This is a genomic window from Streptomyces sp. NPDC005402 (genome assembly GCF_040606575.1).
Lineage (GTDB): Bacteria > Actinomycetota > Actinomycetes > Streptomycetales > Streptomycetaceae > Streptomyces.
Window position 1 is genome coordinate 243,742 of record NZ_JBEXFB010000001.1, and the last position, 26,631, is coordinate 270,372.

Annotated in this window: 22 protein-coding genes and 2 pseudogenes; 12 read left to right on the plus strand and 12 right to left on the minus strand. The window is 71.6% G+C overall.

The genetic code is table 11. The annotated features are described in order from the left end of the window. The first annotated feature begins 19 nt into the window (after window positions 1-19). The 7 genes and pseudogenes from ABZT02_RS01170 to ABZT02_RS01200 all read left to right on the plus strand — a co-directional run bounded on the left by ABZT02_RS01170 (window position 20) and on the right by ABZT02_RS01200 (window position 7,906). Window positions 20-1,423, plus strand: a complete 1,404-nt coding sequence (locus ABZT02_RS01170) for an aminotransferase class I/II-fold pyridoxal phosphate-dependent enzyme (RefSeq protein ID WP_356012944.1) — start codon at window positions 20-22, stop codon at window positions 1,421-1,423. 167 nt (window positions 1,424-1,590) lie between these two features. Beyond that, a pseudogene (locus tag ABZT02_RS01175) lies at window positions 1,591-2,172 on the plus strand (MMPL family transporter); the annotation flags it as partial. Window positions 2,173-2,189: 17 nt separating this feature from the next. After that, window positions 2,190-2,363 (plus strand): annotated as a pseudogene (locus ABZT02_RS01180) (helix-turn-helix transcriptional regulator); the annotation flags it as partial. Between the two features lie 92 nt (window positions 2,364-2,455). Then, complete coding sequence (locus tag ABZT02_RS01185) at window positions 2,456-3,595, plus strand: hypothetical protein (RefSeq protein ID WP_356012946.1); 1,140 nt, start codon at window positions 2,456-2,458, stop codon at window positions 3,593-3,595. Between the two features lie 210 nt (window positions 3,596-3,805). Then, window positions 3,806-4,510: a class I SAM-dependent methyltransferase gene (locus tag ABZT02_RS01190; RefSeq protein ID WP_356012948.1), complete on the plus strand. Its 705-nt coding sequence runs from the start codon at window positions 3,806-3,808 to the stop codon at window positions 4,508-4,510. 141 nt (window positions 4,511-4,651) lie between these two features. After that, on the plus strand, window positions 4,652-6,634 hold the full coding sequence (locus ABZT02_RS01195) for a glycoside hydrolase family 97 catalytic domain-containing protein (protein ID WP_356012950.1): 1,983 nt from the start codon (window positions 4,652-4,654) through the stop codon (window positions 6,632-6,634). A 249-nt stretch (window positions 6,635-6,883) separates the two neighbouring features. Next, entirely contained in the window at window positions 6,884-7,906 is a 1,023-nt protein-coding gene (locus tag ABZT02_RS01200; protein ID WP_356013658.1) for a LacI family DNA-binding transcriptional regulator, read from the plus strand. 62 nt (window positions 7,907-7,968) lie between these two features. Here the strand turns inward: ABZT02_RS01200 and ABZT02_RS01205 are convergent, their stop codons facing one another. The 5 genes from ABZT02_RS01205 to ABZT02_RS01225 form a co-directional block, all read right to left on the minus strand. After that, complete coding sequence (locus tag ABZT02_RS01205) at window positions 7,969-8,895, minus strand: TIGR03619 family F420-dependent LLM class oxidoreductase (protein WP_356012951.1); 927 nt, start codon at window positions 8,893-8,895, stop codon at window positions 7,969-7,971. A gap of 46 nt (window positions 8,896-8,941) precedes the next feature. Further along, window positions 8,942-10,639, minus strand: coding sequence for an amidohydrolase (locus ABZT02_RS01210; protein ID WP_356012953.1), 1,698 nt, complete (start codon window positions 10,637-10,639; stop codon window positions 8,942-8,944). A gap of 85 nt (window positions 10,640-10,724) precedes the next feature. Continuing rightward, window positions 10,725-11,705, minus strand: coding sequence for an ABC transporter permease (locus ABZT02_RS01215; protein WP_356012955.1), 981 nt, complete (start codon window positions 11,703-11,705; stop codon window positions 10,725-10,727). Next, the gene (locus ABZT02_RS01220; protein WP_356012957.1) at window positions 11,702-13,444 is read right to left on the minus strand and encodes a sugar ABC transporter ATP-binding protein; all 1,743 of its coding nucleotides are present in this window, start codon (window positions 13,442-13,444) and stop codon (window positions 11,702-11,704) included. The genes ABZT02_RS01215 and ABZT02_RS01220 overlap by 4 nt, the downstream gene beginning before the upstream one ends. 9 nt (window positions 13,445-13,453) lie before the next feature. Then, on the minus strand, window positions 13,454-14,491 hold the full coding sequence (locus ABZT02_RS01225) for a sugar ABC transporter substrate-binding protein (RefSeq protein WP_356012959.1): 1,038 nt from the start codon (window positions 14,489-14,491) through the stop codon (window positions 13,454-13,456). Window positions 14,492-14,776: 285 nt separating this feature from the next. On the opposite strand from ABZT02_RS01225, the gene ABZT02_RS01230 reads away from it, so the two are divergent. Next, window positions 14,777-15,802: a LuxR family transcriptional regulator gene (locus tag ABZT02_RS01230; protein ID WP_356012961.1), complete on the plus strand. Its 1,026-nt coding sequence runs from the start codon at window positions 14,777-14,779 to the stop codon at window positions 15,800-15,802. Between the two features lie 81 nt (window positions 15,803-15,883). Here the strand turns inward: ABZT02_RS01230 and arsM are convergent, their stop codons facing one another. After that, complete coding sequence (gene arsM, locus ABZT02_RS01235; RefSeq protein ID WP_356012963.1) at window positions 15,884-16,675, minus strand: arsenite methyltransferase; 792 nt, start codon at window positions 16,673-16,675, stop codon at window positions 15,884-15,886. 93 nt (window positions 16,676-16,768) lie between these two features. Next, on the minus strand, window positions 16,769-17,467 hold the full coding sequence (locus ABZT02_RS01240; RefSeq protein WP_356012965.1) for an NAD(P)-binding domain-containing protein: 699 nt from the start codon (window positions 17,465-17,467) through the stop codon (window positions 16,769-16,771). A gap of 169 nt (window positions 17,468-17,636) precedes the next feature. Here ABZT02_RS01240 and ABZT02_RS01245 point away from each other — a divergent pair, with 169 nt between their 5' ends. Further along, a complete protein-coding gene (locus ABZT02_RS01245; RefSeq protein ID WP_356012966.1) occupies window positions 17,637-18,866 on the plus strand; it encodes a SpoIIE family protein phosphatase in 1,230 nt (409 codons plus the stop codon). A 38-nt stretch (window positions 18,867-18,904) separates the two neighbouring features. Here ABZT02_RS01245 and ABZT02_RS01250 read toward each other — a convergent pair whose 3' ends face one another. The 3 genes from ABZT02_RS01250 to ABZT02_RS01260 form a co-directional block, all read right to left on the minus strand. After that, window positions 18,905-20,611: a serine/threonine-protein kinase gene (locus tag ABZT02_RS01250; RefSeq protein ID WP_356012968.1), complete on the minus strand. Its 1,707-nt coding sequence runs from the start codon at window positions 20,609-20,611 to the stop codon at window positions 18,905-18,907. A gap of 110 nt (window positions 20,612-20,721) precedes the next feature. Then, window positions 20,722-21,021 (minus strand): Sec-independent protein translocase subunit TatA, encoded by a 300-nt coding sequence (gene tatA / locus ABZT02_RS01255; protein WP_356012970.1) that lies wholly within the window; start codon window positions 21,019-21,021, stop codon window positions 20,722-20,724. Window positions 21,022-21,093: 72 nt separating this feature from the next. Then, window positions 21,094-22,803 (minus strand): LCP family protein, encoded by a 1,710-nt coding sequence (locus ABZT02_RS01260; protein WP_356012971.1) that lies wholly within the window; start codon window positions 22,801-22,803, stop codon window positions 21,094-21,096. Window positions 22,804-23,054: 251 nt separating this feature from the next. Here ABZT02_RS01260 and ABZT02_RS01265 point away from each other — a divergent pair, with 251 nt between their 5' ends. After that, on the plus strand, window positions 23,055-23,315 hold the full coding sequence (locus ABZT02_RS01265) for a hypothetical protein (RefSeq protein WP_356012972.1): 261 nt from the start codon (window positions 23,055-23,057) through the stop codon (window positions 23,313-23,315). Window positions 23,316-23,384: 69 nt separating this feature from the next. Here the strand turns inward: ABZT02_RS01265 and ABZT02_RS01270 are convergent, their stop codons facing one another. Next, window positions 23,385-24,131, minus strand: coding sequence for a phosphotransferase (locus ABZT02_RS01270; protein WP_356012973.1), 747 nt, complete (start codon window positions 24,129-24,131; stop codon window positions 23,385-23,387). A gap of 176 nt (window positions 24,132-24,307) precedes the next feature. Further along, window positions 24,308-24,664 (minus strand): metalloregulator ArsR/SmtB family transcription factor, encoded by a 357-nt coding sequence (locus ABZT02_RS01275; RefSeq protein ID WP_356012975.1) that lies wholly within the window; start codon window positions 24,662-24,664, stop codon window positions 24,308-24,310. A 264-nt stretch (window positions 24,665-24,928) separates the two neighbouring features. Between ABZT02_RS01275 and ABZT02_RS01280 the strand changes: the two genes are divergently transcribed. Further along, window positions 24,929-25,195, plus strand: a complete 267-nt coding sequence (locus ABZT02_RS01280; protein ID WP_356012977.1) for a GlsB/YeaQ/YmgE family stress response membrane protein — start codon at window positions 24,929-24,931, stop codon at window positions 25,193-25,195. 887 nt (window positions 25,196-26,082) lie between these two features. Beyond that, entirely contained in the window at window positions 26,083-26,346 is a 264-nt protein-coding gene (locus ABZT02_RS01285) for a GlsB/YeaQ/YmgE family stress response membrane protein (protein WP_356012978.1), read from the plus strand. Window positions 26,347-26,631 lie beyond the last annotated feature (285 nt).

Here is a 26,631-nt window from a genome sequence, read left to right on the forward strand (position 1 = left end):
GTCGCAGAAGGGAAGTCCCATGGACCTGCAGCACTGGCTGGGCCGAGCCACCGAGGCGATACAGGAGTGGGCCGACGGCTTCGGCCCCTTTCAGCCGCACGCCTCACTCCATGTCGACGACGACCGCTTCGCGGCCGCCTTCCACGAGTTCACGGGACGGCTGGGCGAGAACTACCCCTTCTTCCACCCGCACTACGCGGGGCAGATGCTCAAGCCGCCGCACCCGGCGGCCGTGGTCGGCTACCTCACCGCCATGCTGATCAACCCGAACAACCACGCCCTGGACGGCGGTCCCGCCACCGCGCGGATGGAGCGCGAGGTCGTCGCGCAGCTCGCCACGATGTTCGGATACGAGACACACCTCGGCCATCTCACGACCAGCGGCACGATCGCCAACCTGGAAGCCCTGTTCGTCGCCCGGGAACTGCACCCCGGCCAGGGAGTCGCCTACAGCGCCGACGCCCACTACACCCACGGCCGGATGTGCCACGTCCTCGGCATGAAGGGCCACCCGGTGCCCACCGACGACCGCGGCCGGATGGACCTCGACGCCCTGGAGGACATCCTGCGCGGCGGCGAGGTGGGCACGGTGGTGCTCACCACCGGCACCACCGGCCTGGGCGCCGTCGACCCCGTCCACCAGGCCCTGGCCCTGCGGGAGCGCTACGGCGTCCGGCTCCATGTCGACGCCGCCTACGGCGGGTTCTTCACCTTGCTCGCCGGCGCCCACGGCCCCGAGGGGATTCCCGCGGAACCCTGGCGGGCCATCGCCCGGTGCGACTCCGTGGTCATCGACCCGCACAAGCACGGTCTCCAGCCCTACGGCTGCGGTGCCGTCCTCTTCCGCGACCCGGAGGTGGGCCGCTTCTATCTCCATGACTCGCCCTACACCTACTTCACCTCCAGCGAGCTCCACCTCGGCGAGATCAGCCTGGAGTGCTCCCGGGCCGGTGCCTCGGCCGCCGCCCTGTGGCTCACCTTCCGCCTCCTGCCGCCGACCCCCGCCGGCCTCGGCCGCGTACTGGCCGCAGGCCGCCGCGCCGCCCTGCGCTGGTCCGACCTGATCACCGCCTCCGATCTGCTGGAGCTGTACCAGGAGCCCGAGTTGGACATCGTCAGCTACTTCCCGCAGGTCGAACCGGCCAGGCTGAGCGGGGTCGACGCGGCCTCGGCCCAGGTTTTGGCGGACGGCATGGACAGTGCCGATCCGGTGTTCCTGAGCACCCTCAGGGCCGACCGCGAGGCGTTCACCGCACGCCATCCGAAGATCGCCGCGGATGCCGAGGGCGCGCGCGTCCTGCGCAGCGTCCTGATGAAACCGGAGTCCGAGCACCACGTGGAGCACGTCCACTCCCGGGTCGAACAGCTCGTACGGACCGTCTCCCAGGGCTCGTCGCCCGCTCGTCCACTGCGAGCGCAGTAGAGCCAAGTGTCTACGCACGGCCAACGACGGGAGAGCGCGGGACTGCGAGCGTGAGGGTGGGCCGGGAAGGGCCGGCCCGCTCCCGTGGTGCACCCCTCGAAAGGTTCGTCGATGTCCCTCTCGCCCGCTGGTGCCACCGGCACCGGCTCGCCGTCGTCCTGGCCTGGGTGGGCCTGTTGCTCGCCCTCGGGGCCGGAGTCGGAGCGGCCGGCAGCGCCTTCGGCAACAGCCCGACCTCGCAGAACACCGACTCGGCCAAGGCTTCGGCCCTGCTGCGGCAGGCTTCCGACAGCGCTGCGGGCAAGAGCGGCAGAGTCGTCTGGCAGGCGGACGGCGCCAAGGTCACCGGGCCGGTCACCGAGCGGACGATGAACGCTGTTCCGGGGCAGATCTCCGAAGCCCCCGGTGTCGCCTCCGTGACCAGCCCGTACACCGCGGCCGGATCGGCTCAGGTGAGCGAGGACGGCAGGAAGGCCTACGCCACGGTCGCCTTCGAGCAGGACGTGAGCGACGCCCAGATCGAGCACGTCGAGCAACTCGCGACCGCTCCGGAGTCGGGTGCTCTGCACATCGCGCTGAACGGGCAGGCGTTCACCGTCAACCCCGAGCCGAACGCGGTCGCCGACGCCATGGGCATCGCCCTCGCCTTCGTCGTGCTGCTGTTCGTCTTCCGCGCGGTCTGGGTGGCTGTGCTGCCGATCGTCACGGCCATAGTCGGCGTCGGCACCTCCGCGGTCGCGGCGATGCTGCTCAGCCACGTCATCAGGTGGCAACGGGCCTCTCCAACGACGAGATCGCCGAACGCCTCTTCGTCACCCCCGTCACCGTCAAGACCCACGCCAACCGCGCCATGGCCAAACTCGGCGCCCGCGACAGGGCCCAACTCGTCGTCATCGCCTACGAGACCGGACTGGCCCGCGCCGGAGAGCGCCAAAACTGAACCCACCCGCGCATGCCGCACGTGATCATCACGCCCTACTCTTCCTCTGTTCGAACACTCACGGACACGGGTCAAGGCGGGGGAAGAGACACATGACATATCGGCGCGCGGTGATACCGGCCCTGGTCGGCGGCCTGCTGATCACCCTGTTGCTGTGGTGGGCGGGAGCGAGCGCACAGGCGCTGCAACTGCGCGGCAGCACGAGCGTGTTCGACGTGGACTCCGTGAACGAACTCCGGCGCTGGCTCATGCCCTGGTCCTACGACTCCTCGGTGGCCCTGCCGTCCGGCGGGTCCGCCGACACGGGCGGCACGGACCTGGGTGGAAGCACCCGGTACGCCGATCTGTACGCCACCGCGATGCAGATCAGATTCGTGGCCCTCTTCGCGTTCTTCCTGGCCGGCGCACTGCTGCTGCTCCGCAGGATCCCGCCGACGCGAGGCCGTACGCCGGCCACACTGCTCGCACTGTGGGCCTGGGCCCCCGTGGCCGCGACCTTGGCCGTGACGGTCTCCGCGCCCTGGCTGATCGCGTCCCGGGGGCACGGCAGCTACCGGGTGCTGCCGCAGCTCGCGGGGGTGATCGCGTCGAGCGGGCCGGTCGCCGTGTTCGCGGGCCTTGTGACGGCCCTGCTCACGGTGCTCGTGGCACGGGCCACCGCCAAGGGCGCGGACCCACTGCCCCGGCGCGAGGTGCCACCGCGCGTCGCCCGCCTGTCCGCGAGCGTCGGAACGGCGGTGGTCGCGCTGTCGGTGGTGGTTCTGTCGTACCAGTCGGTGGCGGCCTGGATCCAGACGTCCTTCAGCGGCGCGGGCCTGCTGTCCGAGCCCGGTGACCTGCTGCGCCAATGGCTCCTGCTCGGCGCCTGGACCGGCCCGGCGACCACGGCTCTCGGCCAGTGGCTGCTGTACCGGGCCGCCGACGTGCTCCTGCTGGCCGTGGTGTGGTGGTCGCTGCGGCTGCTGCCCGGCCTGCTCACCCGGACCACCGCGCCGGCGATGGCGGCGGGCGCGGTCTGCGCGACCGTGCTGGGACTGCTCACGAGCCAGGTCCTGCACATGGCGATCGACGACACCGCCGCCGTATGGGGCCCCGTGCACATGTTCTCGCCCCTCGGCACAGGCGTCCCGGCCGCCCTCACCTTCGGGGTCACGGCGGGACTCGCGGCCCTCGCGACACTGCGACTGGCCGGGGACCGGGACCCCCGGACGACGACCGCCGTCCCCGCCTGAACCCGGAACCCCCGGCCGACGACCGCTGTCCCCGCCTGAGCCCACTGCCGGCACGCCGGGATGCGCACCCACACACCCACGAGAGCACTTGCGACGACAACTCCGCCGACACGGCGCGACCCACGCCCCACACGACACCGCCGCCGACCAGGCACCGCTCCCCCACCCATCGCCGTTGTCCCCGCCTGAACCCACTGGCAGCATGCCGAGATGCGCATCAACACCGCCTACGAGGGCGCCCTCGGCGACTACTTCGCCGACAACGCGACCGACGGCCCCTACAACGCCCACACCGACCGGCCCGCCATGTTCGCCCTGGCCGGTGACGTCACCGGGCTTCGCGCCCTCGACGTCGGCTGCGGCGCCGGGCACTACATCACCGAACTGCGGGCACGGGGTGCGAACGAGGTGGTCGGCGTCGAGGGCAGCGTGACACTGTTGCGCCATGCCCGTGATCGCGTCGGCGACGACGACGCCGTCACCCTGCACCACCACGACCTGGAGGAACCCCTCGGCTTCCTGTCCGACGACTCCTTCGACCTGGTGGTCATGGCGCTGGTCCACCATCACCTGGAGGCCCGCCGGCAACTGCTGGCCGAAGTGCACCGCGCCCTGCGCCCCGGCGGAACCCTGCTGGTCTCCACGGTCCACCCGACCGCCGACTGGGTCTGGCACGGCGGCTCCTACTTCGACGAGGACCGTGTCGAGACGCGGTTCGGGGACAGCGGCACCACCAACTCCCACCGCCGCATGACGATGCAGACCTTCCTGGGCGAACTCCTCGACGCCGGGTTCGCCCTGGAGCGGTTCGTGGAGCCACGGGCCACGGAGGCCGCCCGCCGCGTCGACGAGGGCCGCTACCTCAAGACGCAGCAGACGCCGTTCTTCGTCGCCGTCCGCATGCGGAAGGGCTAGGCATTCCGGGGAGGCCCGCCCGGTCCCGCTCGCCGTCGCGGGCCCCCGATGGGCCTTCCGCAGGTCTTGACCCGAGTTCCCCGGCCACGTACAACGTTCTCCAGTAGAAAACGTTTACCCGACGGAGAGGCCGCGCCCACCATGAGAAGCACAGAGGACCGGGAAGAGCCCGCGCGGGACAGAGCCGGCACCCGAGGGGCGCTGTCGCGTCGGTGGGTGCTCAAGGGCTCGGCCGTCACCGTCGCTCTGGCCGCGGCGGAGACCGTGGCGCAGCCGGCCCACGCCGCTGACGAAACGGCCGCGGCAAGCCGCCCGCTCTGCGCGACCGCACGCATGGGCGGCAACTCCATCACGATGTCGGTGGTGAACGGAGCGCTCCGGTGGTCCGTCGACCACCGCGGCAGGACGGTCGTCGACACCTCTGTCCTGGGCCTCGAACTGGGCGACGGGACCGTCCTCGGCAACGACGTGACGGTGACCCGGAACCAGCACGGGACCGCCCGCACCACCTGGAACCCGGTGTACGGCCGCAACGCCACCGTGACCGACCACTACCAGGAACAGCGCTGGACCCTGCGGGACAGCGCCTCGGGCGTCCGCTTCGGCGTCCAGATCCGCGCCTACCGGACCGGTGTCGCGCTGCGCTACCTCCTGCTCGACGAGGGCACCGCAACCGTCTCCGACGAACTGACCACGTTCGCCTTCCCCGACGACACCACCGTCTACAGCGCCCGCGACGAGGACGCCTACGTCCCGGTGCCGCCGGGCTCCATCCCGGTCACGGGCACCTCAAGCACGGACAACGGCCCCCTCACCGACCTGCCGCTCACCGCCACCCTCACGGACGGGCTCATCGCCTGCGTCTGCGAGTCGGCCCGGCTCGACTTCCCGCGCCTGATGCTCCGTTCGACCGACGGGCAGCCGGGCACCCTGTCCGCGTTCCTGATGGAGCACACCGCCCGCGGCACCGGCCCGGTCGAGCCGACCAGCACGGTCACGACCCCCTTCGCCACGCCGTGGCGCGCGCTGGTGATCGGTTCCACCCATGCCGAACTGGTCGACAACGCCGAGCTGATACTCAACCTGGCCCCGCCCAACGCTCTCGCCGACACCTCATGGATCAAGCCGGGCAAGGTCTTCCGCTGCGAACTCAGCACCGCCGCCGGCCTCGCGGGCGTCGACTTCGCCGTGGCCCGGGGCCTGCAGTACATCGAGTACGACGCCGGCTGGTACGGTCCCGAGTTCACCACCACCGACGCGACCAGGCCCATCGCCGCCATCGACCTCCCGTCCGTCATCTCGTACGCCACGGGCAAGGGCATCGGTGTCTTCCTCTACGTCAACCGGCTCGCGCTGACCGACGCGGACTCCCTCTTCGGCCTCTACAAGAGCTGGGGCGTGCAGGGCATCAAGCTCGGCTTCATCAACGACGGCACGCAGACGATGACGGACCAGATCACCGACTGGGCCAAGACGGCCGCCAGATACCGGCTGCTGATCGACATGCACGACGACGTACGGCCGTTCGGCTACGAGCGCACCTACCCCAACTGGATCAGCCTAGAGGGCGTCAGGGGCAACGAGCAGTTCCCGACCGCCACCCACAACGTGACGCTCCCCTTCGCCCGCAACATCGGCGGCCCGATGGACTACACCATCTGCTACGGCCAGTCACGGGACAAGACGACCAACGCCCACCAGATGGCGATGGCCGCGGTGTACTACCAGCCACTCAACTTCCTCTTCTGGTACGACAAGCCGTCCAAGTACACCAACCCGGCGAACTGGCCGGGACTGCCCTGGTTCAACTCCGTCCCCACGAGCTGGGACGAGAGCCGGACCCTGGCCGGGTCGATCGGCGAGTTCGTGGCGGTCGCGCGCCGGAGCGGCGACACCTGGTACCTCGGCGCCATGACCGACGAGACGTCCCGGACGCTGTCGGTCCCGCTGTCGTTCCTGGGCGGCGGCACGTACACGGCGACCGTGTACGCCGACGGCACCCCCGGTGCCGCTCCCTATCAGACCCCGGTCGTGGTCAGTTCCCAGTCCGTCACCTCGGAGAGCACCCTGAGCATTGCCATGGCCCCGGCGGGCGGCCAGGCGGTCGTCCTGAAGCCGAGCTGACCGAGGGACAGAGCACGGAGGCGGCGGCCCCGTTCGCCGCCTCCGTGTCCTTCTCCATCAGGGAATTCGTCGTGAAGTTCGTCGTAAACGTTTTCTGATCTCCCTGGGGTGCTCTGCCTGACCGGACTCACAGGCGCGAGCCCGTGCAGTAACGTCGGAACCGTGACGGACGAGGAAGAAGGCCCATCCGGCGCCCAGGGAGCGAAGCGGGCGAAGCGGAAGAGGAGGCCGGCCGACAGGCCCAGCACCATTCGCGACGTCGCCGCGACGGCAGGGGTGTCCGTAGCAACCGTTTCCCGGACGCTGGCGGGCAACTACCCGGTGTCCGCGGAGACCAGGGAGCGGGTCATGGCCGCCGTCGACTCCCTCCACTACGTCGTGAACGTGCACGCCAAGGCACTCTCCGGCCGGGTCGCCGGACCCGTCGCCCTCGTCCTGCGGGACATCACCGGCCCCTCCCTCGCCCACGTGGCGGCGGGCGTGGAGGAGGAGGCCGGCAGCCGGGGCCGCCTCAGCCTGGTCTGCTCGACCAAGGACGACATCAAGCGGGAGGACGACCTGGTCCAGCTGATGCGGGAACAGCACGCGGCGGCGGTCCTTCTCGTCGGCGGCACCGTGACCGACGACGCCTATCACCGCCGTATGGCCGGCTACGCCAAGGCGCTGGACTCCGCGGGCTCCCGGCTGGTGCTGTGCGGCAGACCGCCCCTGCCCGCGGGCGTGCCGGCCACCGTCGTGGACTACGACAACCGCGGCGGCGCCTTCCAGGCCACCGCCCACCTGCTCGCCGCCGGTCATCGGCGGGTCCTGTTCCTCAGTGGTGCGCCGGGCTTCAGCAGCGCGGAGGAGCGGCGCCTCGGCTACCGGGACGCGCTGCGCGCCCACGGCACGCCGTACGCAGAGGAGTTGGACACGAACGGGGACTACACCCGGGCGTCGGGTTATCTGCGTACCCGGGAGGCGCTGCGCACGGGGGTCGGGTTCACCGCGGTGTTCGCGGGGTCCGACGTGGTGGCTCTGGGGGCGCTGGCCGCCCTGCGCGAGGCCGGCCTGAGCGTCCCGGACGAGGTCTCCGTGGTCGGCTTCGACGACGTCCCGTTCGCCGCCGATCTGACCCCGGCCCTGACCACGGTCCGGGTTCCGTACGAGGAACTGGGCCGCACCGCCGTACGCCTCGCTCTGGAACGCGAGGTGGGGTTCGCGTCCGACAACCACGTGGTGCTGAGCACGCAGCTCGTGATCCGGGACTCGGTGCGTCCGGCCGCCGGTTGAGGGAGCCGGTGTCGAGAAACTCCCCGCCCGCCGCAAGTCATCGCCGCGAACCGAAACCCGCCTCAGCGCTCCCCCGCCCCGCCCACCCGCCGCATCACCTCGCGGCAGAACGCCCCGACGCCGTCCGGATCGTCGATGAACTGGTTCGGTTTGACGCAGAACGTGGTGAAGCCCTGTTCCAGCTGTTCCGGTATCGAGGCGAGGGCCGCGCCGAGGTCGGCCGGGGAGCGGTCGTCGGGGAAGACGGCGGCGGTGCCGCCGATCATCTCCAGGTCTCCGGCGTCCCGGCCGGCCGCGGCCATCGCCTCCTTCAGCGCGCGCAGGTCCTCCGGGGTCGGACGGCCGAGCGGGTGGAAGCCGTGGCCGTGCTCGACGAGTCGGCGCAGGACGGGTCCGTGCAGCCGTTGCCCGCCGAACCACAGCCTCGGGCCTTCCGGGCGGTAGGCCTTGGGCTCGAAGTACACGTCCCGGAACGGGTAGTGCTCGCTGTCGTGGGAGATCGGTGACGGTCCCCATGCCTTGGCCCAGACCCGCAGGTGCTCGTCGAGGAGCCGCCCGCGTCGGCGGAACGGCACGCCGAGCGCGTCGTACTCGTCCCTGCTCCAGCTGACCGTGGGCTGGACGACCAGGCGTCCCTCGCTGATCAGGTCGAGCGTGCCGAGTTCGCGGGCGAGCAGCAGGGGGTGCCGCAGGGGTGCGAGGACGGCCGCGGCGGCGAGACGCAGGTGTGAGGTGACCGAGGCGATGGCCGCGAGCAGGAGGAGAGAGTGGGGCCAGGGGGTGAAGGGGTCCTGGTTGCCGGGGAGCGCGTAGTCGCGGGGGTTGCCCATGATGCCGGCGGCGGCCGCGTCGGGGCCGAGGACGACGTGTTCGCTGACCATGACCGCGTCGAAGCCGGCGTCCTCCGCCTCACGGGCCCAGCGCACGGCCGTCGGCAGATCGGCCCGGCCGCCGGTCAGGGTCCAGTTCTCGCTGAGGACGAGCAACATGCGGGGAGGGGATGCCAACTGTGGCTCCTGTTCTACGAGTTCGGGTTCAGCGTTCGTGGACGACGGCGCCGTCGAAGACGGTGAGGTCGACCTGTACGTCGGTGATCTCGTGCGGGTCGAGGTCCAGGAGCCGGCGGTCCAGGACGCACAGGTCGGCCGCCTTGCCGGGCTCGACGGTGCCCTTCCAGTCGTCGGCGAAGTCCTGCCAGGCGGGAGTGGCGGTGTAGGCGCGCAGCGCCTCGGCGAGCGTCACGCGCTGCTCGGGACCGCTCGTGCGGCCGCTGGCCTTGGACTCGCGCAGCATCATCGCGGCGACGCCCTGGCGCCAGTCGGGCTCGGTGATCGGTGCGTCGGAGCTCGCGCACACGCGGACGCCGGCCTCGACCGCGGTCCGTACCGGCCACTGGTAGGCGGAGCGTTCCGGGCCCACGACCTCGTCCATCAGGTCGGAGATGGTCCACTTGATGGCCGGGTTCATGTTGACGCCGTAGCCGTGCGCGGCCAGTTCCGCCAGGCTGCCGGCGCCGATGAAGTCACCGTGGATGACGTAGTGCCGGGCGTCCGGGCGGGGCGCGGCGGTGTTCGCGGCGACGAAGGCCTCCACCACCGTGTCGATGGCCCGGTCGCCGGTGACGTGCACACCGAGCTGGAATCCGGCCCGGTGCGCGACGGCGATCATCTCGCGCAGTTCCTCCACCTGGAGCGCGGGGGTGTCGCCGTGCACGCACAGGGCGCCGTGGCCGCCCTCCGGGTAGGGCTCGTTCATCCAGGCCGTACGGTTCGGCGGCACGCCGTCGGCGAAGATCTTGACTCCGATGGCGTTGAGTCGGCGCGGGTCCGCCGAGGCCGGGCGACGCAGTTCCTCGAGGCCCTTGCGCAGGTCGTCGGCGGAGCCGCCCATGGGGGCGGGCAGCAGCAACACGCTGACCCGCGCGTGGAGTTCGCCCGCCGCGACGAGGTCGGTGTACGCGGTCCAGTTGTCGGTGCTCAGGCCGCCGAAGAGGGTTCCGGTACCGCCGGGGCCGAGGCCGGGCTCGGTGTAGCTGGTGATGCCGCGTGCGTGCAGTTCGCGGACCACGCCCTGGATGGCGTGGCGGCGTTGGGCGATCGTCGGGGCGGGGAGGCCGGCCTGGAGGAGCCCCTGGGCCGCCTCGCGCAGGATGCCGGTGGGCTGCGTGTCGGCGTCGCGGTCGATGACGCCACCGGGCGGGGGTGTGCTGCCCGCGTCGATGCCGCATCGGCGCAGGGCCTCGCTGTTGGCCCACACCATGTGCGAGGAGAAGTCCGTGAGGCACACCGGGTGGTGCGGGGCGACCGCGTCCAGGTCGCGGCGGTGCGGGAAGCGGCGCGGGTCGGCCAGGCATTCGGCGAGGTAGCCGGGATCCCAGCCCAGACCGATGATCCACTCCCCCGCGTGTGCCGCCCCCGCTGCGTCTTGCACGGCGGCCGCGATGTCGGCGATCGAGCCCACGGCGGGGTGGCCGACGTCGATGGCGAAGGGCGGCTTGGTCATGCCGTAGGCGGCACCGTGCAGATGCGAGTCGTTGAGTCCGGGCAGGACGGTCCGGCCGCCGAGTTCGACGACCCGGGTGCCGGGGCCGGCCAGGGCACGCATCTCGGCGTCGCTGCCCGTGGCGACGATGTCCCCGCCCCGTACGGCGACGCCCTCGACGACCGTGAAGGCCCGGTCGACGGTGAGGACCTGACCGCCGGTCAGGATGAGCGTGGGCGCGGATCCGCGCATGGATGCCTCTTTCGGAATCGGAATCGGGATCGAGATCGGGATGGGAGTCTGGGTCGGTCTCGGAGGCAGAAGGGGATGGGGGCGGTCAACGGGCGCTGCGGGGCGCGAAGTACGCCAGTGCCGCGCCCGCCACGAGGGCGCTGCCCTGGGCCATCTGCTGCCAGAAGGCGGGCACGTCCAGCAGTGTCAGGCCGTTCTGGAGGCAGCCCAGGAACAGCACGCCGAGCAGCACGCCGAGAATCGAGCCGGAACCTCCGGTGAGCGCGACCCCGCCCACCAGTACGGCGGTGAGCACGGCCAGTTCGAACCCGCTGCCCGAGGTCCCGGCGACCACGCTGTCCAGCACCGACGCCTTGATCGCCCCGGCCAGGGCCGCCGCGACGCCCGTGATCACGAACAGGGCGAAGGGAGTACGGCGGACGTCGACGCCGGAGAGGTGGGCGGCCTCCCGGTTGACGCCGATGGCGAAGACGTGCCGCCCCGCGGGAGTGAGCGCGAGGAACAGCGCGCCGGCCACCAGCACCAGCGCGGCGACGACGACCGGTGCGGCGACGCCCGCGATCCGCGCCCCGCCCAGCCAGGCGAATCCGGTCCCGAAGCCGCTCAGCGGCAGCGGGAAGAGCTGCTGGGCCAGCCCCCGTACGGCGGTCAGCATGCCCAGCGTGACGATGAACGCCGACAGACCGAAGTAGCAGCACAGGAGACCGTTCACCGCGCCCACCACGGCTCCCGCGGCCAGCGCGCCCACGACGGCGACGACGGGCGAGTGTCCGTGCCCGGCGAGCCATCCCCCGACCAGCCCGCCGAGGGCGAGGGTGGAGCCGACCGACAGGTCGAGGTACCCGCTGATGACCAGCAGCGCGGACGGCACCGCCACGATGGCCAGGGTGGCGGCGTCGGTGGCGATGCCACGCAGGTTCGCCGGGTCGAAAAAGCTGCCCGTGGACAGCTGGAAGACCAGCACCATCGCGGTGAGCACGACGATCAGCGGCTGGCGCCGCAGGGTGGTCAGCCCGCCCGAGGCCAGCAGGCGGGGGCGGTGGAGGACGGAGTCGGCGGTGGTCATGCTGTTCCTTCGGCGGGGGCGGCGGGGGCGGTACGGGCGTCGGGAGCGGAGACTGCGTCGGTACGGGTACGGGTGTCCGGAGCGGTGGCGTCGCTGGTACGGCCGGTCGGGGCCGGAGCACCCTCGTCGGTGCCGGGAGCCGCGGCGGGAGTGCCGGCGGGGCCGGAAACCGGATGGGGGCCGGAGGCGGTCGGTGGGATGTCCGCGTCGGTGTCGCCGCTGCGGTCCGTCCGGCCCGTCTCCGGGTCGTGGATCGCCGACAGCAGGGCCCCTTCGGTGAGTTCGGCGCCGGACAGCTCCCCGACGATCCGGCCCTCGGCGACGATCAGGCAGCGGTCCGCGAGGGCGACGACCTCCTCGGGGTCGCTCGACGCGAACAGCACGGCCGTGCCCCGGTCGGCCGCCAGCGCGGACACCACCTCGTAGATCTCCCGACGGGCGCCCACGTCGACACCCTGGGTGGGTTCGTCCAGCAGCAGGACGTCCACCTGCCGGGCTTCGTTGATCCATCGGCCGAGGACGAGCTTCTGCTGGTTGCCGCCCGAGAACGCGGCGGCGGGCAGCCGGGGCCGGGCCGGTCGCAGCCCCACCGCCGCGGCGAGCGCCCCGAACACCCGGCGCTCGGTGCCCAGGGCGCGTATCCCGGCCCGGGCGAGGGGCCGTACGGAGGGCAGCAGCGCGTTGTCCTGCGCGCCGAGCACCGGGAACAGCCCCTGGCGGCGCCGGTCGGCCGGCACGAGCGCGATCCCGGCGGCGAGTGCGTCGGCGGGCCGGGCCGGGGTCACGGTGCGATCGCCGACGCGGACCGTCCCGCCGACGGCACGGCGTCCGCCGTAGAGCGTCTCCAGGACGCGGGTACGACCGGAGCCGATGAGTCCGAACAGACCGACACGTTCGCCTTCGCGGACGGTGAGGCTCACCGGCCCGAAGCCGGGGCCGCGCAGGCCGTCGACGGTGAGCCGGGGCGGGCCGGGGGGAAGTACGGACGCGTGTGGCCGCTGCGGAGGCTCATGGGCGGGCCGGCCGGCGATCGCCTCGACCAGTCGCCGCCGTGTGTGTCCCTCCCCCACCGAGTGATGGGTCACCCGTCCGTCCCGCAGCACGGTCACCGCGTCCGCGAGCCGCTCGACCTCCGACAGCAGGTGGGTGACGTAGACGATGGCGAGCCCCTGTGTGCGCAGGTCCTCGACACGTTCGGCCAGCGCGTCGCTCTCCGCGCTGGACAGGGCCGCCGTCGGCTCGTCCAGGACGAGGACGGCGGCACTGCGGCTGAGCGCCTTGGCGATCTCCACCAACTGCCGCTGCCCCATGGGCAGTTCGCCCACTCGGTCACGCGGGGAGCAGGACGCCTCGACCCGCTCCAGCAGACCTGCGGCCACCTCCTCCTGCGCGCGCCGGTCGATACGGCCGTACCGCGTCCACTCCTGGCCGAGGAAGATGTTCTCCGTCACGGTGAGCGCGTCGACCACGCTCAGCGTCTGGAAGATGACGGCCACGCCGGCGTCGATCGACTCGCGCGGGCTCAGCCGGGTGTACGACGTCCCGCCGACCTCGATCGTGCCCGCGTCCGGAGGGAAGGCGCCGCCGAGGCATTTGATGAGAGTGGACTTGCCGGCGCCGTTGTGGCCGAGCAAGGCGTGGACCTGGCCCATCGGCACGGTCAGGTCCACGCCGTCCAGGGCCCGCACCCCGCCGAAGGACTTGCTCAGTCCGCGGATGCGCAGGTTCACCGGTGTCATGGCGGCCTCTCAGGAGTTCTGGGCGAGCAAGGCGTCGATCGCCGCGGTGTCGTCCGGGCCGACCAGGGAGATCGGCACCTGCGCGCTGGGGTTGGCCTTGCCCGCGGCGACCGCTCGCGGCACGTCGACCACGGCGTTCGCGATGTCGTGCGGCGCCAGGGCGGCCGAGGCCCGGTAGAAGGTGCCCTGCTTGATGGCCAGCAGGGAGGGCACGGCGCCGTCCTGGCCGCCGACGAAGGTCTTCGCGTCGTCCTTCTTCCGGCCCGCCTGTTGGAGCGCCTTGTATCCGCCGTAGGCCGCGGCGTCCGTGACGCCGAGGACGATGTTGAGGTCCGGGTGTCTGGCGAGGATCGCGTGGGCCTTGGCCAGTCCGGTGTCGGGGTCGATGGCCTGCTCCCGGGCGACCACGTCCACTCCGGGCGCGAGCTCGGTGAACGCGTCGATCATGCCCTTGGTGCGCTCGCGGCCCAGTTCGATGGTGCTGTCGGTGAGGAAGGCGACCTTGCCCTTCCCTCCGAGCCGCTCCTCGGCCCACTTGGCCGCCGCCTCACCGAGCAGGGTGCCGCTCCTGCGGAAGCTGAAATGGATGTCGGCGCTCTGATGCTCCAGCGTGCCGCCGTACGTCACCCAGATCAGACCGGCGTCGAGGGCCGCCTTCGCGGTCGCCTCGGTGGCTTCGAAGACCATGGGGAACGACACGATCGCGGGCACCTCGCGGGCCACCCAGGTGGTGAGGTTGGTGGCCTGGGTGTCGGCGTTCGCCCCGTCGTTGGTGGTCAGCAGGGAGACGCCGTGCTTCTTCGCGGCGGCGGTGGAGAGCTTGACGAGCGTGCTGTACAGCGGAAGCTGGGTGAACGGGTAGTCCAGGCCGATCCTCCTCAGGCGGGCGCCTGTCGAGGCCGGGCCCGAAGGGTCCGTCGAGGTCGACGCGGCCGGGGCCGAACAGCCGGCCGCGGTGAGCGCGGTGGCCGCGACGGCGGCACCCGAGTAGGCGAGGAACTGTCTGCGCGAGGCCGTGGGGATCGTGGCGGACCGGCGTGTCGTCATGGCGGGGCTCTCCGAGGGGCGGGCCCGCTCACTGCGGGCGTCCGGCTGTGCCGAACAGGAAAGCCCCGGGCGCCCCGCTCCACCATCCGTACAAATACCGACCCGGCCAGTCGTACGGCAGCGGGCCGCCGCGCAGCGGTGTGCGTCCCGCCCGACGCGGTGCACCACGTCGGGCCCGGCGCGGTGCACGTCTTGCCCGGAGCCGCCCGCATCCCTATCGTGGGACACTAAATCGTTGGACCCCAAACGACTTTCCCGCCCTGAGCCGCTCCCCCGGAGGCGCGCATGCTCAGCCACCACCAGATCGCGGCGGCCACCCGTATCGGCATGCTCACCCGCGAACGCGACACCGCTTCCGCCTGTGACCAGGCGCTGCGCGAACTCGCCCGCGCTCTGCCGCTGGACGCCGCGACCCTGCTCGCGATCGACCCGCGCAGCGGAGCGCACGTCCAGGTCGCGGGCATCGGCTACACCGCCGAGATCTCCGACGCCCTGGCCGCCGAGTTCGTCACGACGCCGTGGTACCGCAATGTCGTGGGGCGGGAACTGCCGCCGTCCATCTCCGAGGACGCCGAGGATCCGGAGGAGTTCGGTCCCCGGTTCCGCCAGGGCTGGTTCTACGCCGAGCGGGTCCGCCCGGCGGGTTTCCGCGACGGGATCACGGGAGCGCTGCGGCACCACGACCGGCTCGTCGGCCTGGTCCACCTGAGCACCGAGAGCGCCGGCGCCTACGACATCGAGGCGCGCCATCTGCTCGCCTGCGTCATCCCGGCCCTGGCGGCGCTGGCCGATCCCGTGGCCCGCGCCGGTGACGCGCACGGCCTGCCGGAACGGGGGGCGGCCGGCCTCGTGACCGCCGACGCGACGCTCGACCTGCCCGGTCGCGAGCGCGCCCGGGTACTGGGGGACGCGGATTTCCAGGACCTGCTCCTCGCCTTCGCCGGCACGGGCGGCCACCGCCTGCGGCTGCTGTGGCCGGTCGAAGGCGTCTGGTACCGGGTCACCCTCCACCGCCGCCGACCGGACGCGGCCCTCCCGGCGGACGCGGTGCTGGTGCACGAGACGCCCACCGAACTGCCGTACGGGCTCAGTCCCCGTGAACTGGAGGTGCTCACCCGGGCCGCGACCGGCCAGACCAATCAGGCCATCGCGCAGGCCCTGTTCCTCTCGCCCCGGACGGTGCACAGCCACATAGAGCATCTGCTCCGCAAGACGGGCGCCGCCTCCCGCGCCGAGGCCACGGCTCTCGCGGTCCGCGACGGCCTGCTGCGCCCGGCTCCGGACCACCTCGCGTTCTTCGTCGAACGGTGAGGCGGCGCGGCCGCGCCGTTCATGGTCTGCCCCCGCGACATGGGGCCCCGCCGTCCGTGAGCCGCTTGCGCGGAGGTGTGGTCAGTGCTCGCCCCTGGCCTCGCCGACGGTGATGTCCGGGCCGACGGCGGGCTTGGCGGCGCGGACGATGGCGGAGTGCATGCCGTCGGCGACCTGGTGGGTGGGCACGATCTCGATGCCGGTGAAGCCGGCGGCCTCCAGGCCCGCGCGGTACTCGGCGAAGGACAGGGCGCCGGCGATGCAGCCGACGTGGTCCCCGCGTCGCGCCCGCTGCTCGGCGGTGAGGGCGTCGTCGGCGACGACGTCGGAGACGCCGATGCGGCCGCCGGGCCTGAGGACACGGAAGGTCTCCGCGAAGACGGCGGGCTTGTCGACCGACAGGTTGATCACACAGTTGGAGATGACGACGTCGACCGTGTTCGCGGGCAGGGGGATCGCCTCGATGGTGCCCTTGAGGAACTCCACGTTGGTGGCGCCCGCCTTCGCCGCGTTGGCCAGCGCGAGGGCGAGCATCTCCTCCGTCATGTCCAGCCCGTACGCCGTGCCCGTGGGTCCTACCCGGCGGGCGGAGAGCAGGACGTCGATGCCCCCGCCGGAGCCGAGGTCGAGGACCCGCTCGCCCGCACGCAGTTCGGCCACGGCGGTCGGGTTGCCGCAGCCGAGGGAGGCGGCGACGGCCTCGGCGGGCAGCGTGTCGCGCTCGTCCGCGCCGTACAGGGTCGAGCCGAAGTTCTCGTCGACCTCGACCGGCTCGGGCCCGCAGCAGGCACCGGCGCCCTCGGCGACCTGGACGGCTGCCGCCGCGTACCGTCGGCGGACCGCCTCCCGCAGATCGATGGAGTGCTCGCTCATGGCCCCTCCTCCTGCCCGTACGAAACGGTGATCCGAGATCGCGGTGTGGCTGAGCCCTTCTGAAGGACTCGCGCCGGATGCGTGCACCCCGGCTCAGCCGCCCGGCCGGGCCCCCTGGACGTGGAAGTTGAAGTCGCCGTGGCCGAGCGTGCCGTACAGGCGGAGCCAGATCGGCAGGAGCATCTCCACGCCGCGGGCGGAGGTGATGTCGCCCAGGTCGATGACGTTCGATTCGGGCCAGCCGAAGGAGCCCAGCAGCGCGGTGACGGCCTTCTTCGCGCCGGTGTCGTCGCCGCTGACGAACACCGTGTGCTCCCCCGCCACCCGGGCCGGCTCCACCATGACGAAGCAGTTCATGGTGTTGAGGGTCTTGACGACCTTGGCCTCGGGAAAGGCACGCTGAATGCGTTCGCCGAGGCTGTCGGTGTTGACCGGGTCCAGCGTCAGCGGCATCCCGGCGGAGTGGTCCAGCGGGTTGGCGACATCGATGAGGATCTTGCCGCTCAGGTTGGGTGCGCCCGCCGCCCGGAGGGCATGGAGGCTCTGCTCGCCGGCGGTGGTGTTGACGACTGTCTCACCGAAGGCCGCGGCCGCCTCGAAGGTCTCCAGGCGCACCTGGCCGTGGTCGGCGTGCCAGCGGGCGAACGGCGGATTGCCCATGCCGTCGGGATCGGTACGTGCGAGGGTGGCTCCCGGATCGCGGGTACCGATGACGACGTCGTGGCCGAGGGAGGCGAGCTTGTCGGCTATCGTCCGGCCGACGATGCCGGTTCCGAGGACTGCGTAACGCATGCGAGTGGTCCTTCCGGGACTCGGGCGATCGGCCGGAGGGCCGCGCCCACGACGAATCCGAGGCAAGCCGTTCACTGTCGCGTGACGACCGTAGCTGTCGAGCGGTCGGGCCGTTCCCCTCTATCGTGGAAAATCACATCATGATGGCTCGTGTCGAGGCAGGCTGCACATGAGGACACCGCAGATCGACTACGCGGCGGTATTCCGGGCCCTGCCCGGCATGGTGGCGCTGCTGACGCCCGAACTGGTGTACGTCGACGTCAACGACGACTTCGCACGCCTGGCCGGTCGCGCCCGTGAGCAACTGCTGGGCCGCTACATCTTCGACGTCTTCCCCGAGAACCCCCACGACGCGGCCGCGGCCGGGATGCGGGAGACACGGGAGTCGATGCTGCGCGCGGTGGCCACGGGCGAGCGCGACACCATGGCGGTCGTGCGCTACGACATCGAGGACCCCCAGCGGCCCGGCCACTGGCAGGAGCACTTCTGGAGCCCCGTCAACGCCCCCGTCCTCGGCGCCGACGGCAAGGTGACACTGGTCGTCCACCGGGTGGAGGAGGTCACCGAACTCATCCGCGCCCGCGGCGGACCGGGCGGCGACAGCCGGGCACGCGTCCTGGAGGCCGAGCTGTACACCCGGGCCCGGGAACTCCAGGAGGTGAACGACCGCCTGCGCCAGGCCCACGCCCGCGAACGCGAGGTCGCCCTGGCCCTTCAGGAGGCCCTGCTGCCCGCCCCCAGACCCCTGGACCACCATCAGGCGGCCGTCCGCTACCGGCCCGCCGTCGGCGCCCTCAATGTGTGCGGTGACTGGTACGACCTCGTCGACCTGCCGGGCGACCGCCTCGCCGTCGCCGTCGGTGACGTCGTGGGTCACGGTCTGGCGGCCGCCTGCGTGATGGGCCAGCTGCGCAGCGCGCTGAGCGCCGCCACCCGCGTCGCCGACGGTCCTGCCCGGGCTCTGGAGGCCCTCGGGCTGTACGCCCGCTCCGTGGACGGCGCCGAGTCGACCACGGCGGCGACGGCCTTCATCGACTGGGACGACCACACGCTCACCTACAGCAGCGCGGGCCACCTCCCACCCGCCCTGCTGCACCCCGACGGCACGGTGTCCTTCCTGGACCGGGCCACCGACCCGCCGCTGGGAGCCAGCCCCGAACACGCCACCCGTCCCGAGGCCACCTCGCCCTTCGACGAGGGCGCCACGCTGGTCCTCTACACCGACGGGCTGATCGAGCGCCGCACCGAGGACATCGACACCGGCCTGGCCCGCCTCACCGACGCGCTCACCCGCCACCGCCACGCCGGGCCCGACGAGCTGGCCGACGCACTCCTGACGGAGCTCCTCCCACCCACCGGCAACGCCGACGACACCGCTCTCGTCGTCATCCGCCTCTGAGAAAAGCCGTCGCGGCACGTCGGCGTCGGAAAGGCCCCTCAGTCGTCCGCGGGCATCACGCGGGTCACCTCGCCCTTGGTGTTCGCCTCCAGATAGCCGGACTGGTTGTACTCGTTGCTCAGGTAGACGGCCATGCCGAGGGGTGTGTCGAAGGTGTCGTTGGGCTCTCTCACCACCACGTAACGGGTTTGCGGATGGTCGACGTTGAGCTTTTTCCGGGCCTCTTCGAGGAGCGTGGGCACCTTGTCCCAGTCGAAGCCGTCAAGGCGGAAGGGCTGGTCACCGCCGGACAGCGTGCCCTTGATGATGCCCTTCTCCACGCCCCGCCCCGCGCGGTAGGTGTAGGTGTCGTACTTGCTGTCACTGCCGTCGACCATCATCTCGGCCGACACGAAGTCGTCGTAGACGGTGAAGTCGCCGAACCTGTCCCGGCCGCTCTCCTGCTTCAACGCCTTGATGGCGGTGCGGATGCCGCCGGGGGTGAGCAGGGTCGTGGTCGTGGTGTCCTTCGACTGCTGAGCCGCCGGGGCTGCTGTCGGGGAGCCGGTCGGCGCCGGTGCCGCGATGGCGGAGGACGAGGCGCCGGTGTCCGCCGTGCCGCCCGAACCGCCCGAGTCGCCTCCGAAGGGCAGCAGCCACCACATCAGGACCAGCGCGCCCGCGAGCGAGGTCCCCGAGACGCCGAGCAGAACGCCCGGTCCGCGCCGGTTCCTACGGCCCGCCCGGACAGGCGAGGTCACCGGCTGACCGGGGCCGGGGGGCGGCCCGAACCCCGCGGGGGCGCCGGCGAGGGGAGCGGTGGGCGGGGCGAAGGGCCCAGGATGCGAAGGGGCCGTAGCGGCGGGCGGGTTCAGCGGGGAGGAGGTGGGCTGGTGCCACGCGGTCACCGGACCGGTCCACCCCGACTCGATCCCGGCCAGCCGTCGGTCCAGCACGGCGGACGACGGCCGCGCCGCCGGATCCCGTACGAGCACACTCATGAGTACGTCGCTCAGGGCACCGGCCCGCACCGGCGGCGGCACGTCCTCGTTGAGGACGGCGGCGAGGGTGGCGAGGGTGCTGCCGCGGCGCAGCGGATGGTGGCCCTCCAGGGCGGTGTACAGCATCATCGCGAGCGACCACAGGTCGGAGGCGGAGCCGCCCTCGTGGCCCGAGATCCGTTCCGGTGCCATGAAGTCGGGTGTGCCGATGATGGAGCCGGTCGCGGTGAGGCTGGTCGTCTCGCGGATCGCGGCGATGCCGAAGTCGGTGAGGACGGGGCGCCCGTCGGACCTCAGCAGGACGTTGGCGGGTTTGACGTCCCGGTGCTGGATGCCGGCGTCGTGCGCGGCGGCCAGCGCGGCCAGCACGCCCCGGCCGATCCGCGCCGCCTCGGCCGGCGGCATCGGCCCATGGGAGAGCCGGTCGGCGAGCGAGCCGCCGCCGACAAACTCCATGACGATCCACGGGTAGGTGCCCTCGCCGCCGTCGACTATGTGGTGGATCGTGACGACGTTCGGATGATCGATCCGGGCCAGGGCCCGTGCCTCGCGCAGCACCCGCTCGCGCAGCATCCGCGCACCGTCGGGGTCGTACTCGGCGAGGTCCCGGTCGGGCGGGCGGACCTCCTTGACCGCGACCATCCTGTGCAGCACCAGGTCCCTGGCGCGCCAGACCGTGCCCATCCCCCCGCCGCCGAGGCGGGCCTCCAACTCGAAGCGCCCGTCGACGACTCGTCTGCCGGGGCCCTCGTCTGCCTCACTCATGGGCGGGAGCTTACGGCGACGCTGTTGGGGTCTCCCAGCGCAGGGGGCGAGTTCAGCGGCGGGTCGCCGTGGTCGCCGTCAACTCACTGAAACGGAACGGCCTACGGGCGTCAGTGGGCCTGGTCGCCCTCGGCCGTCCGATGCGCTGCCGTGGTCTCCGCGGGCGCGGGCCGGGCGGGCTCGGCCGGGACGGGCTCGGCCGGGACGGGCTCGGCCGGGACGGGCTCGGCCGGGGTGGCGGTGCTCTGCGCGGTGCCGTCCTCTTTCATGGCCTTGGCCTCGCTCTTGAGGATGCGCATCGACTTGCCGAGCCCGCGGGCGGCTTCGGGCAGCTTCTTCGAACCGAACAGCAGGATGATCATGATCGCCACGATCAGCAGGTGCCAGGGCTCCAGTCCGTTGCGCAGCATGCCGCACGTCCCTTCTCGACGCTCATTGTTGCCAGCTTGCGCAACTGTACAACCAGCGGTCCGGCTACCGCCTCACTCGTCGGAGTCCTTCTTGTTGCTCGCCGCCGCGTACGCCTGCGCCGGTGTCATCGGAACCCCGTTGAGTGAGACCGTCTTGTAGGGGCTGACCTCGGCGCATTTCTTGGCCTCGTCGGCGGTCTGCGCGTGGGCGTTGGAGACCGCGGCCCTGGTGTCGGCGGGCGCCGGCGAGGACGAGCCACCGGGAAACGTGGTGCCGCTCGACCAGTCGCTGCCGATCACCAGGGTCAGACCGGTGCCGGTGCCCTCATCGAGGTGCGAGGTGGGCAGTCCGAGCGCCTTGGCGGCCGTCTGGGCCTCGGCCTTCTGGCCGGTCCCGTAGGTGAGGGTGGTGGTCGTCGCGGGGCTCGGCGCGTTGGCGGTGGTCGTGGCGGCACTGAAGCCCTGGCCGGTGAGCGCGTTCGCGACCTCGGAGGCGCGGCCGGTGATCTCGGTGCCGTTCTCGACGGTCACGGCGATCTCCGAAGCGGGTACCGCCGAGGCCGTGGCCGTCGCGGAGGCAGCCGCCGAGGACTTCTTGCCGGAGCCGGTGGTCAGCGACTCGTCGTCGGCGATGCTGGAGAAGAGGGCCTTGGCACCCGCACCCACCACCACCCGGTTGGTGTCGTTCGGATCGGCGGCGGTCTGCATCGTGGTGAAGGTCATCCGCTTGGTGGGGACCTTGTTCACGTCGGCCGCGAGCCCGATCAGCTTCTTGACGCTGCCGAGGCCGTCGTCCACGGTGAGCGCCTTGGTGGCGGCGTCGGCGAGGTCGTAGACCGCGGTCGGGTCGGTGAGCGTGCCCGCGCTCTTGAACTTCCGGATCATCGCGCTGAGGAAGATGTGCTGGGAGACCGTACGGCCGAGGTCGCTGCCGTCCCCGAAGCCGTGCCGGGAGCGGACGAACTCCAGGGCCGCCTCGCCCTTGAGGGTGTGGTCCCCCCTGGACAGTTTCAGGTGCGAGTAGGTGTCGTACACGTTGTTGTTCACGCACACGGAGACACCGCCGACCGCGTCGGACATCTTGACCACGCCGGAGAAGTCGAGCTTCACGAAGTGGTCGATGGGGATGCCGGTGAGCTGGTGGATGGTGGCCACCTGGCATGCGGGGCCGTACCGCAGCGCGCTGTTGATCTGGCCGTAGTAGCCGGACGTGGACTGCCCGCTCCCGCTGTCCTTGCAGGCGGGGACGTCGACCATGGTGTCGCGGGGGATGCTCATGACGGTGGCGTTGGAGCGGTCCGCGGATATGTGCACCACCATCTGTACGTCCGCGTTGCCGTTTCCGCTCTGCACACCGGTCTGCGAGCAGCCGCCGCCCAGCTTGCAGTCCGCCTTGCTGGTCCGGCCGTCCGAGCCCATAACCAGGATGTTGATCGGGGTACGGCCGAAGGCGTCGGCCTTCTCCGAACCGCCCTTGCCGTTGAGCGGGACGCTGTTGATGTTGCCGTTGAGGTGCTGGTAGAACCACCAGCCGACCCCGGCCGTGCCCAGGACGAGGAGCGCCAGACACATCCCGACGATCTTCAGTACCCGCCTGCCGCGCCGCACCGGACGGGCCCGGCGACGTGACCGCCCGCCTCCTTGCGAGCGGGCCGCCGCCCGGGCCGCGGCCCGGCCGCCGGGCCGAGGTACTCCGCCCGCCTCGCCCTCCCGCTGGCCCGGCACCCGGCCGGTCCGGCTGCGCGTGGCCTGACCGCCCGGGCCCTCCCACCGGTCGCTCATCTACCACTCCCACGAAACGGTCGGGCCCCTCAGGCCGGGCCATGGAGAGGGCGGCCGGGCGTGCGCGGCGGTGTACAGGCAGGCGAGCAGGAACTTCGCCTAGGTTGCGTAGTTGCGCAATCTAACAAACCCCTGGCCCGACCAGCACGGACCCCGTCGCATTTCACATATGAGAGATCTCATGGAGGAACGCGGCAACCTCCCGGACACCTCTGCCTTCGCCCACAGCCCCTCTCGCCTTCGGCCGGCCGGTGGGCACGCAGCTTGTCGAGGCAGGACCGGGCCCGGCTGCCCGGGGGTACGCCGCACGCGAAGGCGCGCATGCCGCGCGCGCCCGGGTGCGGCTGCCGGCCAGCAACTCGTCCGTCACGCAGCTGCTTCGGTTCCGCCGCCTGCGCATCCGCTCGCAGATCCGCGACGACATCCACCACGCGTTCACCACCCTCGGCCGCGTCGTCGCCTGCCGGGCGATCTGCGCAACGCACTCCGGGGAGAGTATGGGCAGGCGATGACGGCGATGACCCGGGGGACCTGCTCGATGCGTCAGGACGCATGCGGAGCAGTACCGGGCCCGTACCACCTCACATGCGGGATCTCAGCACGTCGACCTCGCAACCCGGCTCGAACGGGTCGAAACCATGCTCGGCCAGCCAGCGAACCGCCAGCAGGCTTCGCAACGACCACCACGCGTGGATCACGTCGAGATCGATGTCGGTGCCGTAGCCGGCGATGACGTCGTCAAGGTGCTCCTCGTGTCCGAGCGTGAAGGTGGCCAGGTCGTACAGGGCATCACCCCGGCCCGCCTCGGACCAGTCGATGATGCCCGTGACCTCGTCACCGTCGACGAAGACGTGCGCGATCTGCAGGTCGCCGTGGGTGAACGCCGGAGTCCACGGCCGAAGCGCGGCCTCGGCGACCTGCCGGTTGCGGGTGACCAGGTCCGCGGGCAGGACACCGTTCGTCACGAGCCTCTCGCACTCGTCGTCGAGCTCCGCCACCAGCGCGATGATGCTCCGGCCTGCCCGGCCGAGGCGGGGCGGCAGCGGCGCGTCGTGCAACTCCCGGATGGCGGCGCCGGCCGCGGCCCATGCCGTCGGCGACCCGGTCGACGGCCCGCCGAGGCGTCCGAGCGTCGTCCCTGGGAGTGCGGCGAGCGCGAGCACGGGCGGCTTGCGCCACAGGACCTCCGGGGTCGGGACCGGGGCGAGGGACATCGCCTCGACCTCGACATCGAGGCGCGCCTGATCGACGTCCACCTTCACGAACACATCGCCGACGCGCAGGGTCGCGCGCTCGGAATGGGCGACGACGACCTTGACCTCATCCATGAGCGACCAGTATCCCGGGGCCGATCGCCGACGTCGCCGGATTTCTCACGTGCGATGACGCGGCTGACCGCGCCCCGCCCACCTCCTGGCTCGGGCCACGACACCGACCTCACCAGGCCGAAGCGCACCAGCTCTTGCCAGGAGTTCTACGAGCTGGAGTCCTACGAGCCGGAGTTTCACGAGCCGCGTGAGGCGGTGCCGTGCGCGGCCGCCGGGCCGGTACGGGCGGTCAGTTGGCCGACCATGACGCGGACGACGGTCACGATGTCCGGGTCGTCGACGTAGTAGATCTGCCGACGGCCCTCGCGGCGGGAGCGTACGAGCCCGGCGAGTTTCAGCTTCGCCAGGTGCTGGCTGACCGCGGGCAGCGCCCCGCCGACCCGGTCGGCGAGGTGGGTGACGTCGCTCTCGCCCTGGGACAGCGCCCACATGATGTGCAGCCGGGCGGAAGAGGCGAGCAGTCCGAAGGCGGCGGCCGCCTCGGTCAGCACCTCGACGGACGGATCCTCGAAGCCACCGGCGAGTGTCGCCACGGTCCCCTCCCGTCCCGCCCCGGTCACCGTCTACGCACGCGTGCTGTCTCAGTGTAAGAGGGCGCGTGCGGGTCCACGAGAGCGCCTCCACTTCTTTGGTTGCGCAATGTAATAAGTGTGTGAAAGAACATCAACGACTTGTCACCGGCGGCCGACTGATCCCATGTCTCCCTGGCACCAGTCTCTAGGCTTGCGCAATCAGGCAACCAAAGTGTCCGGGCCCGGCGGTCTCCGTCCGACCCGTCCCGACTGGAGGACCACCACGTGGGCATCATCGGCTGGATCATTCTGGGTCTGCTCGCCGGCGCCATCGCCAAGATCCTGCTGCCCGGCCGCGACCCGGGTGGCCTGATCGGCACCACCCTCATCGGGGTCGCGGGAGCGTTCGTCGGCGGCTGGCTCTCCGCGCACTTCTTCGACCGCCCGGTGGAGAGCCACTTCTTCGACCTGTACACGTGGGGCGCGGCGATCGGCGGCTCCCTGGTACTGCTGATCGGTTACCGCCTGCTGTTCGGCAACTCGCGCGACTGACCCGCGAGTTCATACGGAGCCGGGGGATGCCGTCGTCGGCCGGGGCCCCGGCCTGCCGGTCCGTCGATTGCGGCAGTCGGCGGCGAGGTACGGCAGCACGGCCCGCCTCGGAAGGACGTGCGACCGGCTCTCGCTCACGAGCCCGCTCCGCGTCGCTCTTCCCGGATGACCGGCGCAGGGCCCGACTCCCCAGCGCCAGGGGCCCAAGTGCGCGGTGAGGACCGCGAGGAGGGCGAGCGTCCACCCGCCGCGGTCACCGACGCGCCCAACTCCCTGGCCGGGGCGGCGAGGTGCGGCCCGTACCCGATGACCTGGAGAACGGCCGCCGCGGCAGCCGACACGAGCGGCGCGAGTAGGGCGACGGCGGGCCACACGGTGCAGTCGGCGACGGGAGATGTCTCGCGCGCCGCGCCTGTCTCGGACACCCCGCTCCCGGACACCGCGCATGCCTGGCCCGGCACCCGTCATCGGCGGCGCCAGTTGTCTCCTCCGCGCCGACCGCCCATGACCTCCAGAGGTGCCGCAGCCCTTCCGGTGCGGTCCCCGCGGAGGCCGAGCGCATGGCGGGCCGGCCGAAGGCGAGACGCAACGCCCTCTCGAAATCCGCCCGGTCCTTGGGGCCCGGGCCGAATGCACCGCTCTCACAACCTTCTTGGACGGCGGTCAGACGTCGACACCGAATCGGCTGCGATGCCCGCGGAGTCCCGAGGCGCAACCTGGGCCGATCCGACGAAGTACTCATGCTTCGTCCGTCCACACACGGTCGGTTGAGGCCCGAGAACCCGACCCCTGCTGCATGAAAGACCAAAGCCGTGGCCAAGGCCGTGGAGTGTGCGCCCGTTCGGCGGGCACTCGTGCGTCACCAACTACAGATGGGGTGACACCGCATGGAGATCTCAGGCGTGATCAGCGCGATTGTCATCGGCATCGTGATCGGCGTCCTCGGCCGGCTCGTGATCCCGGGGCGTCAGCACATCGGCATGCTGTGGACAATCCTGATCGGCATCATCGCCGCCTTCATCGGCACCGGCATCGCGGCAGGCCTCGGCGTCGCCGACACCAAGGGCGTCGACTGGGTCGAGTGGCTGATCCAGATCGCCGTGGCCGCGCTCGGGGTGGCCGCGCTCAGCAAGGTGAAGGTGCGCCACTGACGCCGTCGCGTCCGGAGGACGTGCGCTGCAACTCGACGTCGCCTGAGGGGTCGAGCCGACCGGCTCGACCCCTCAGGCGACGCACACCGCCCGGGCATGGTCGCCCAGGCGGCCCGAGCGCCGAGCGCCGATCGCCGATCGCCGGGAGGAACGGGCCCGCGTTGCGCGACGAGCGACGAGCTGTCCGGCGGGGCTGCCCAGAGGCAGACATGGTGGACACACGCATAGGCACCCCCGGAACTATGTTGCACCACCACATGTGCCCTTGATGTGCGCGTTCCTACG

Coding starts and splice junctions, on each gene's coding strand:
- ABZT02_RS01170 (WP_356012944.1), top strand. CDS start 20: ATGGACCTGCAGCACTGGCTGGGCCGAGCCACCGAGGCGATACAGGAG.
- ABZT02_RS01185 (WP_356012946.1), top strand. CDS start 2,456: ATGACATATCGGCGCGCGGTGATACCGGCCCTGGTCGGCGGCCTGCTG.
- ABZT02_RS01190 (WP_356012948.1), top strand. CDS start 3,806: ATGCGCATCAACACCGCCTACGAGGGCGCCCTCGGCGACTACTTCGCC.
- ABZT02_RS01195 (WP_356012950.1), top strand. CDS start 4,652: ATGAGAAGCACAGAGGACCGGGAAGAGCCCGCGCGGGACAGAGCCGGC.
- ABZT02_RS01205 (WP_356012951.1), bottom strand. CDS start 8,895: ATGTTGCTCGTCCTCAGCGAGAACTGGACCCTGACCGGCGGCCGGGCC.
- ABZT02_RS01210 (WP_356012953.1), bottom strand. CDS start 10,639: ATGCGCGGATCCGCGCCCACGCTCATCCTGACCGGCGGTCAGGTCCTC.
- ABZT02_RS01215 (WP_356012955.1), bottom strand. CDS start 11,705: ATGACCACCGCCGACTCCGTCCTCCACCGCCCCCGCCTGCTGGCCTCG.
- ABZT02_RS01220 (WP_356012957.1), bottom strand. CDS start 13,444: ATGACACCGGTGAACCTGCGCATCCGCGGACTGAGCAAGTCCTTCGGC.
- ABZT02_RS01225 (WP_356012959.1), bottom strand. CDS start 14,491: ATGACGACACGCCGGTCCGCCACGATCCCCACGGCCTCGCGCAGACAG.
- ABZT02_RS01230 (WP_356012961.1), top strand. CDS start 14,777: ATGCTCAGCCACCACCAGATCGCGGCGGCCACCCGTATCGGCATGCTC.
- arsM (WP_356012963.1), bottom strand. CDS start 16,675: ATGAGCGAGCACTCCATCGATCTGCGGGAGGCGGTCCGCCGACGGTAC.
- ABZT02_RS01240 (WP_356012965.1), bottom strand. CDS start 17,467: ATGCGTTACGCAGTCCTCGGAACCGGCATCGTCGGCCGGACGATAGCC.
- ABZT02_RS01245 (WP_356012966.1), top strand. CDS start 17,637: ATGAGGACACCGCAGATCGACTACGCGGCGGTATTCCGGGCCCTGCCC.
- ABZT02_RS01250 (WP_356012968.1), bottom strand. CDS start 20,611: ATGAGTGAGGCAGACGAGGGCCCCGGCAGACGAGTCGTCGACGGGCGC.
- tatA (WP_356012970.1), bottom strand. CDS start 21,021: ATGCTGCGCAACGGACTGGAGCCCTGGCACCTGCTGATCGTGGCGATC.
- ABZT02_RS01260 (WP_356012971.1), bottom strand. CDS start 22,803: ATGAGCGACCGGTGGGAGGGCCCGGGCGGTCAGGCCACGCGCAGCCGG.
- ABZT02_RS01270 (WP_356012973.1), bottom strand. CDS start 24,131: ATGGATGAGGTCAAGGTCGTCGTCGCCCATTCCGAGCGCGCGACCCTG.
- ABZT02_RS01285 (WP_356012978.1), top strand. CDS start 26,083: ATGGAGATCTCAGGCGTGATCAGCGCGATTGTCATCGGCATCGTGATC.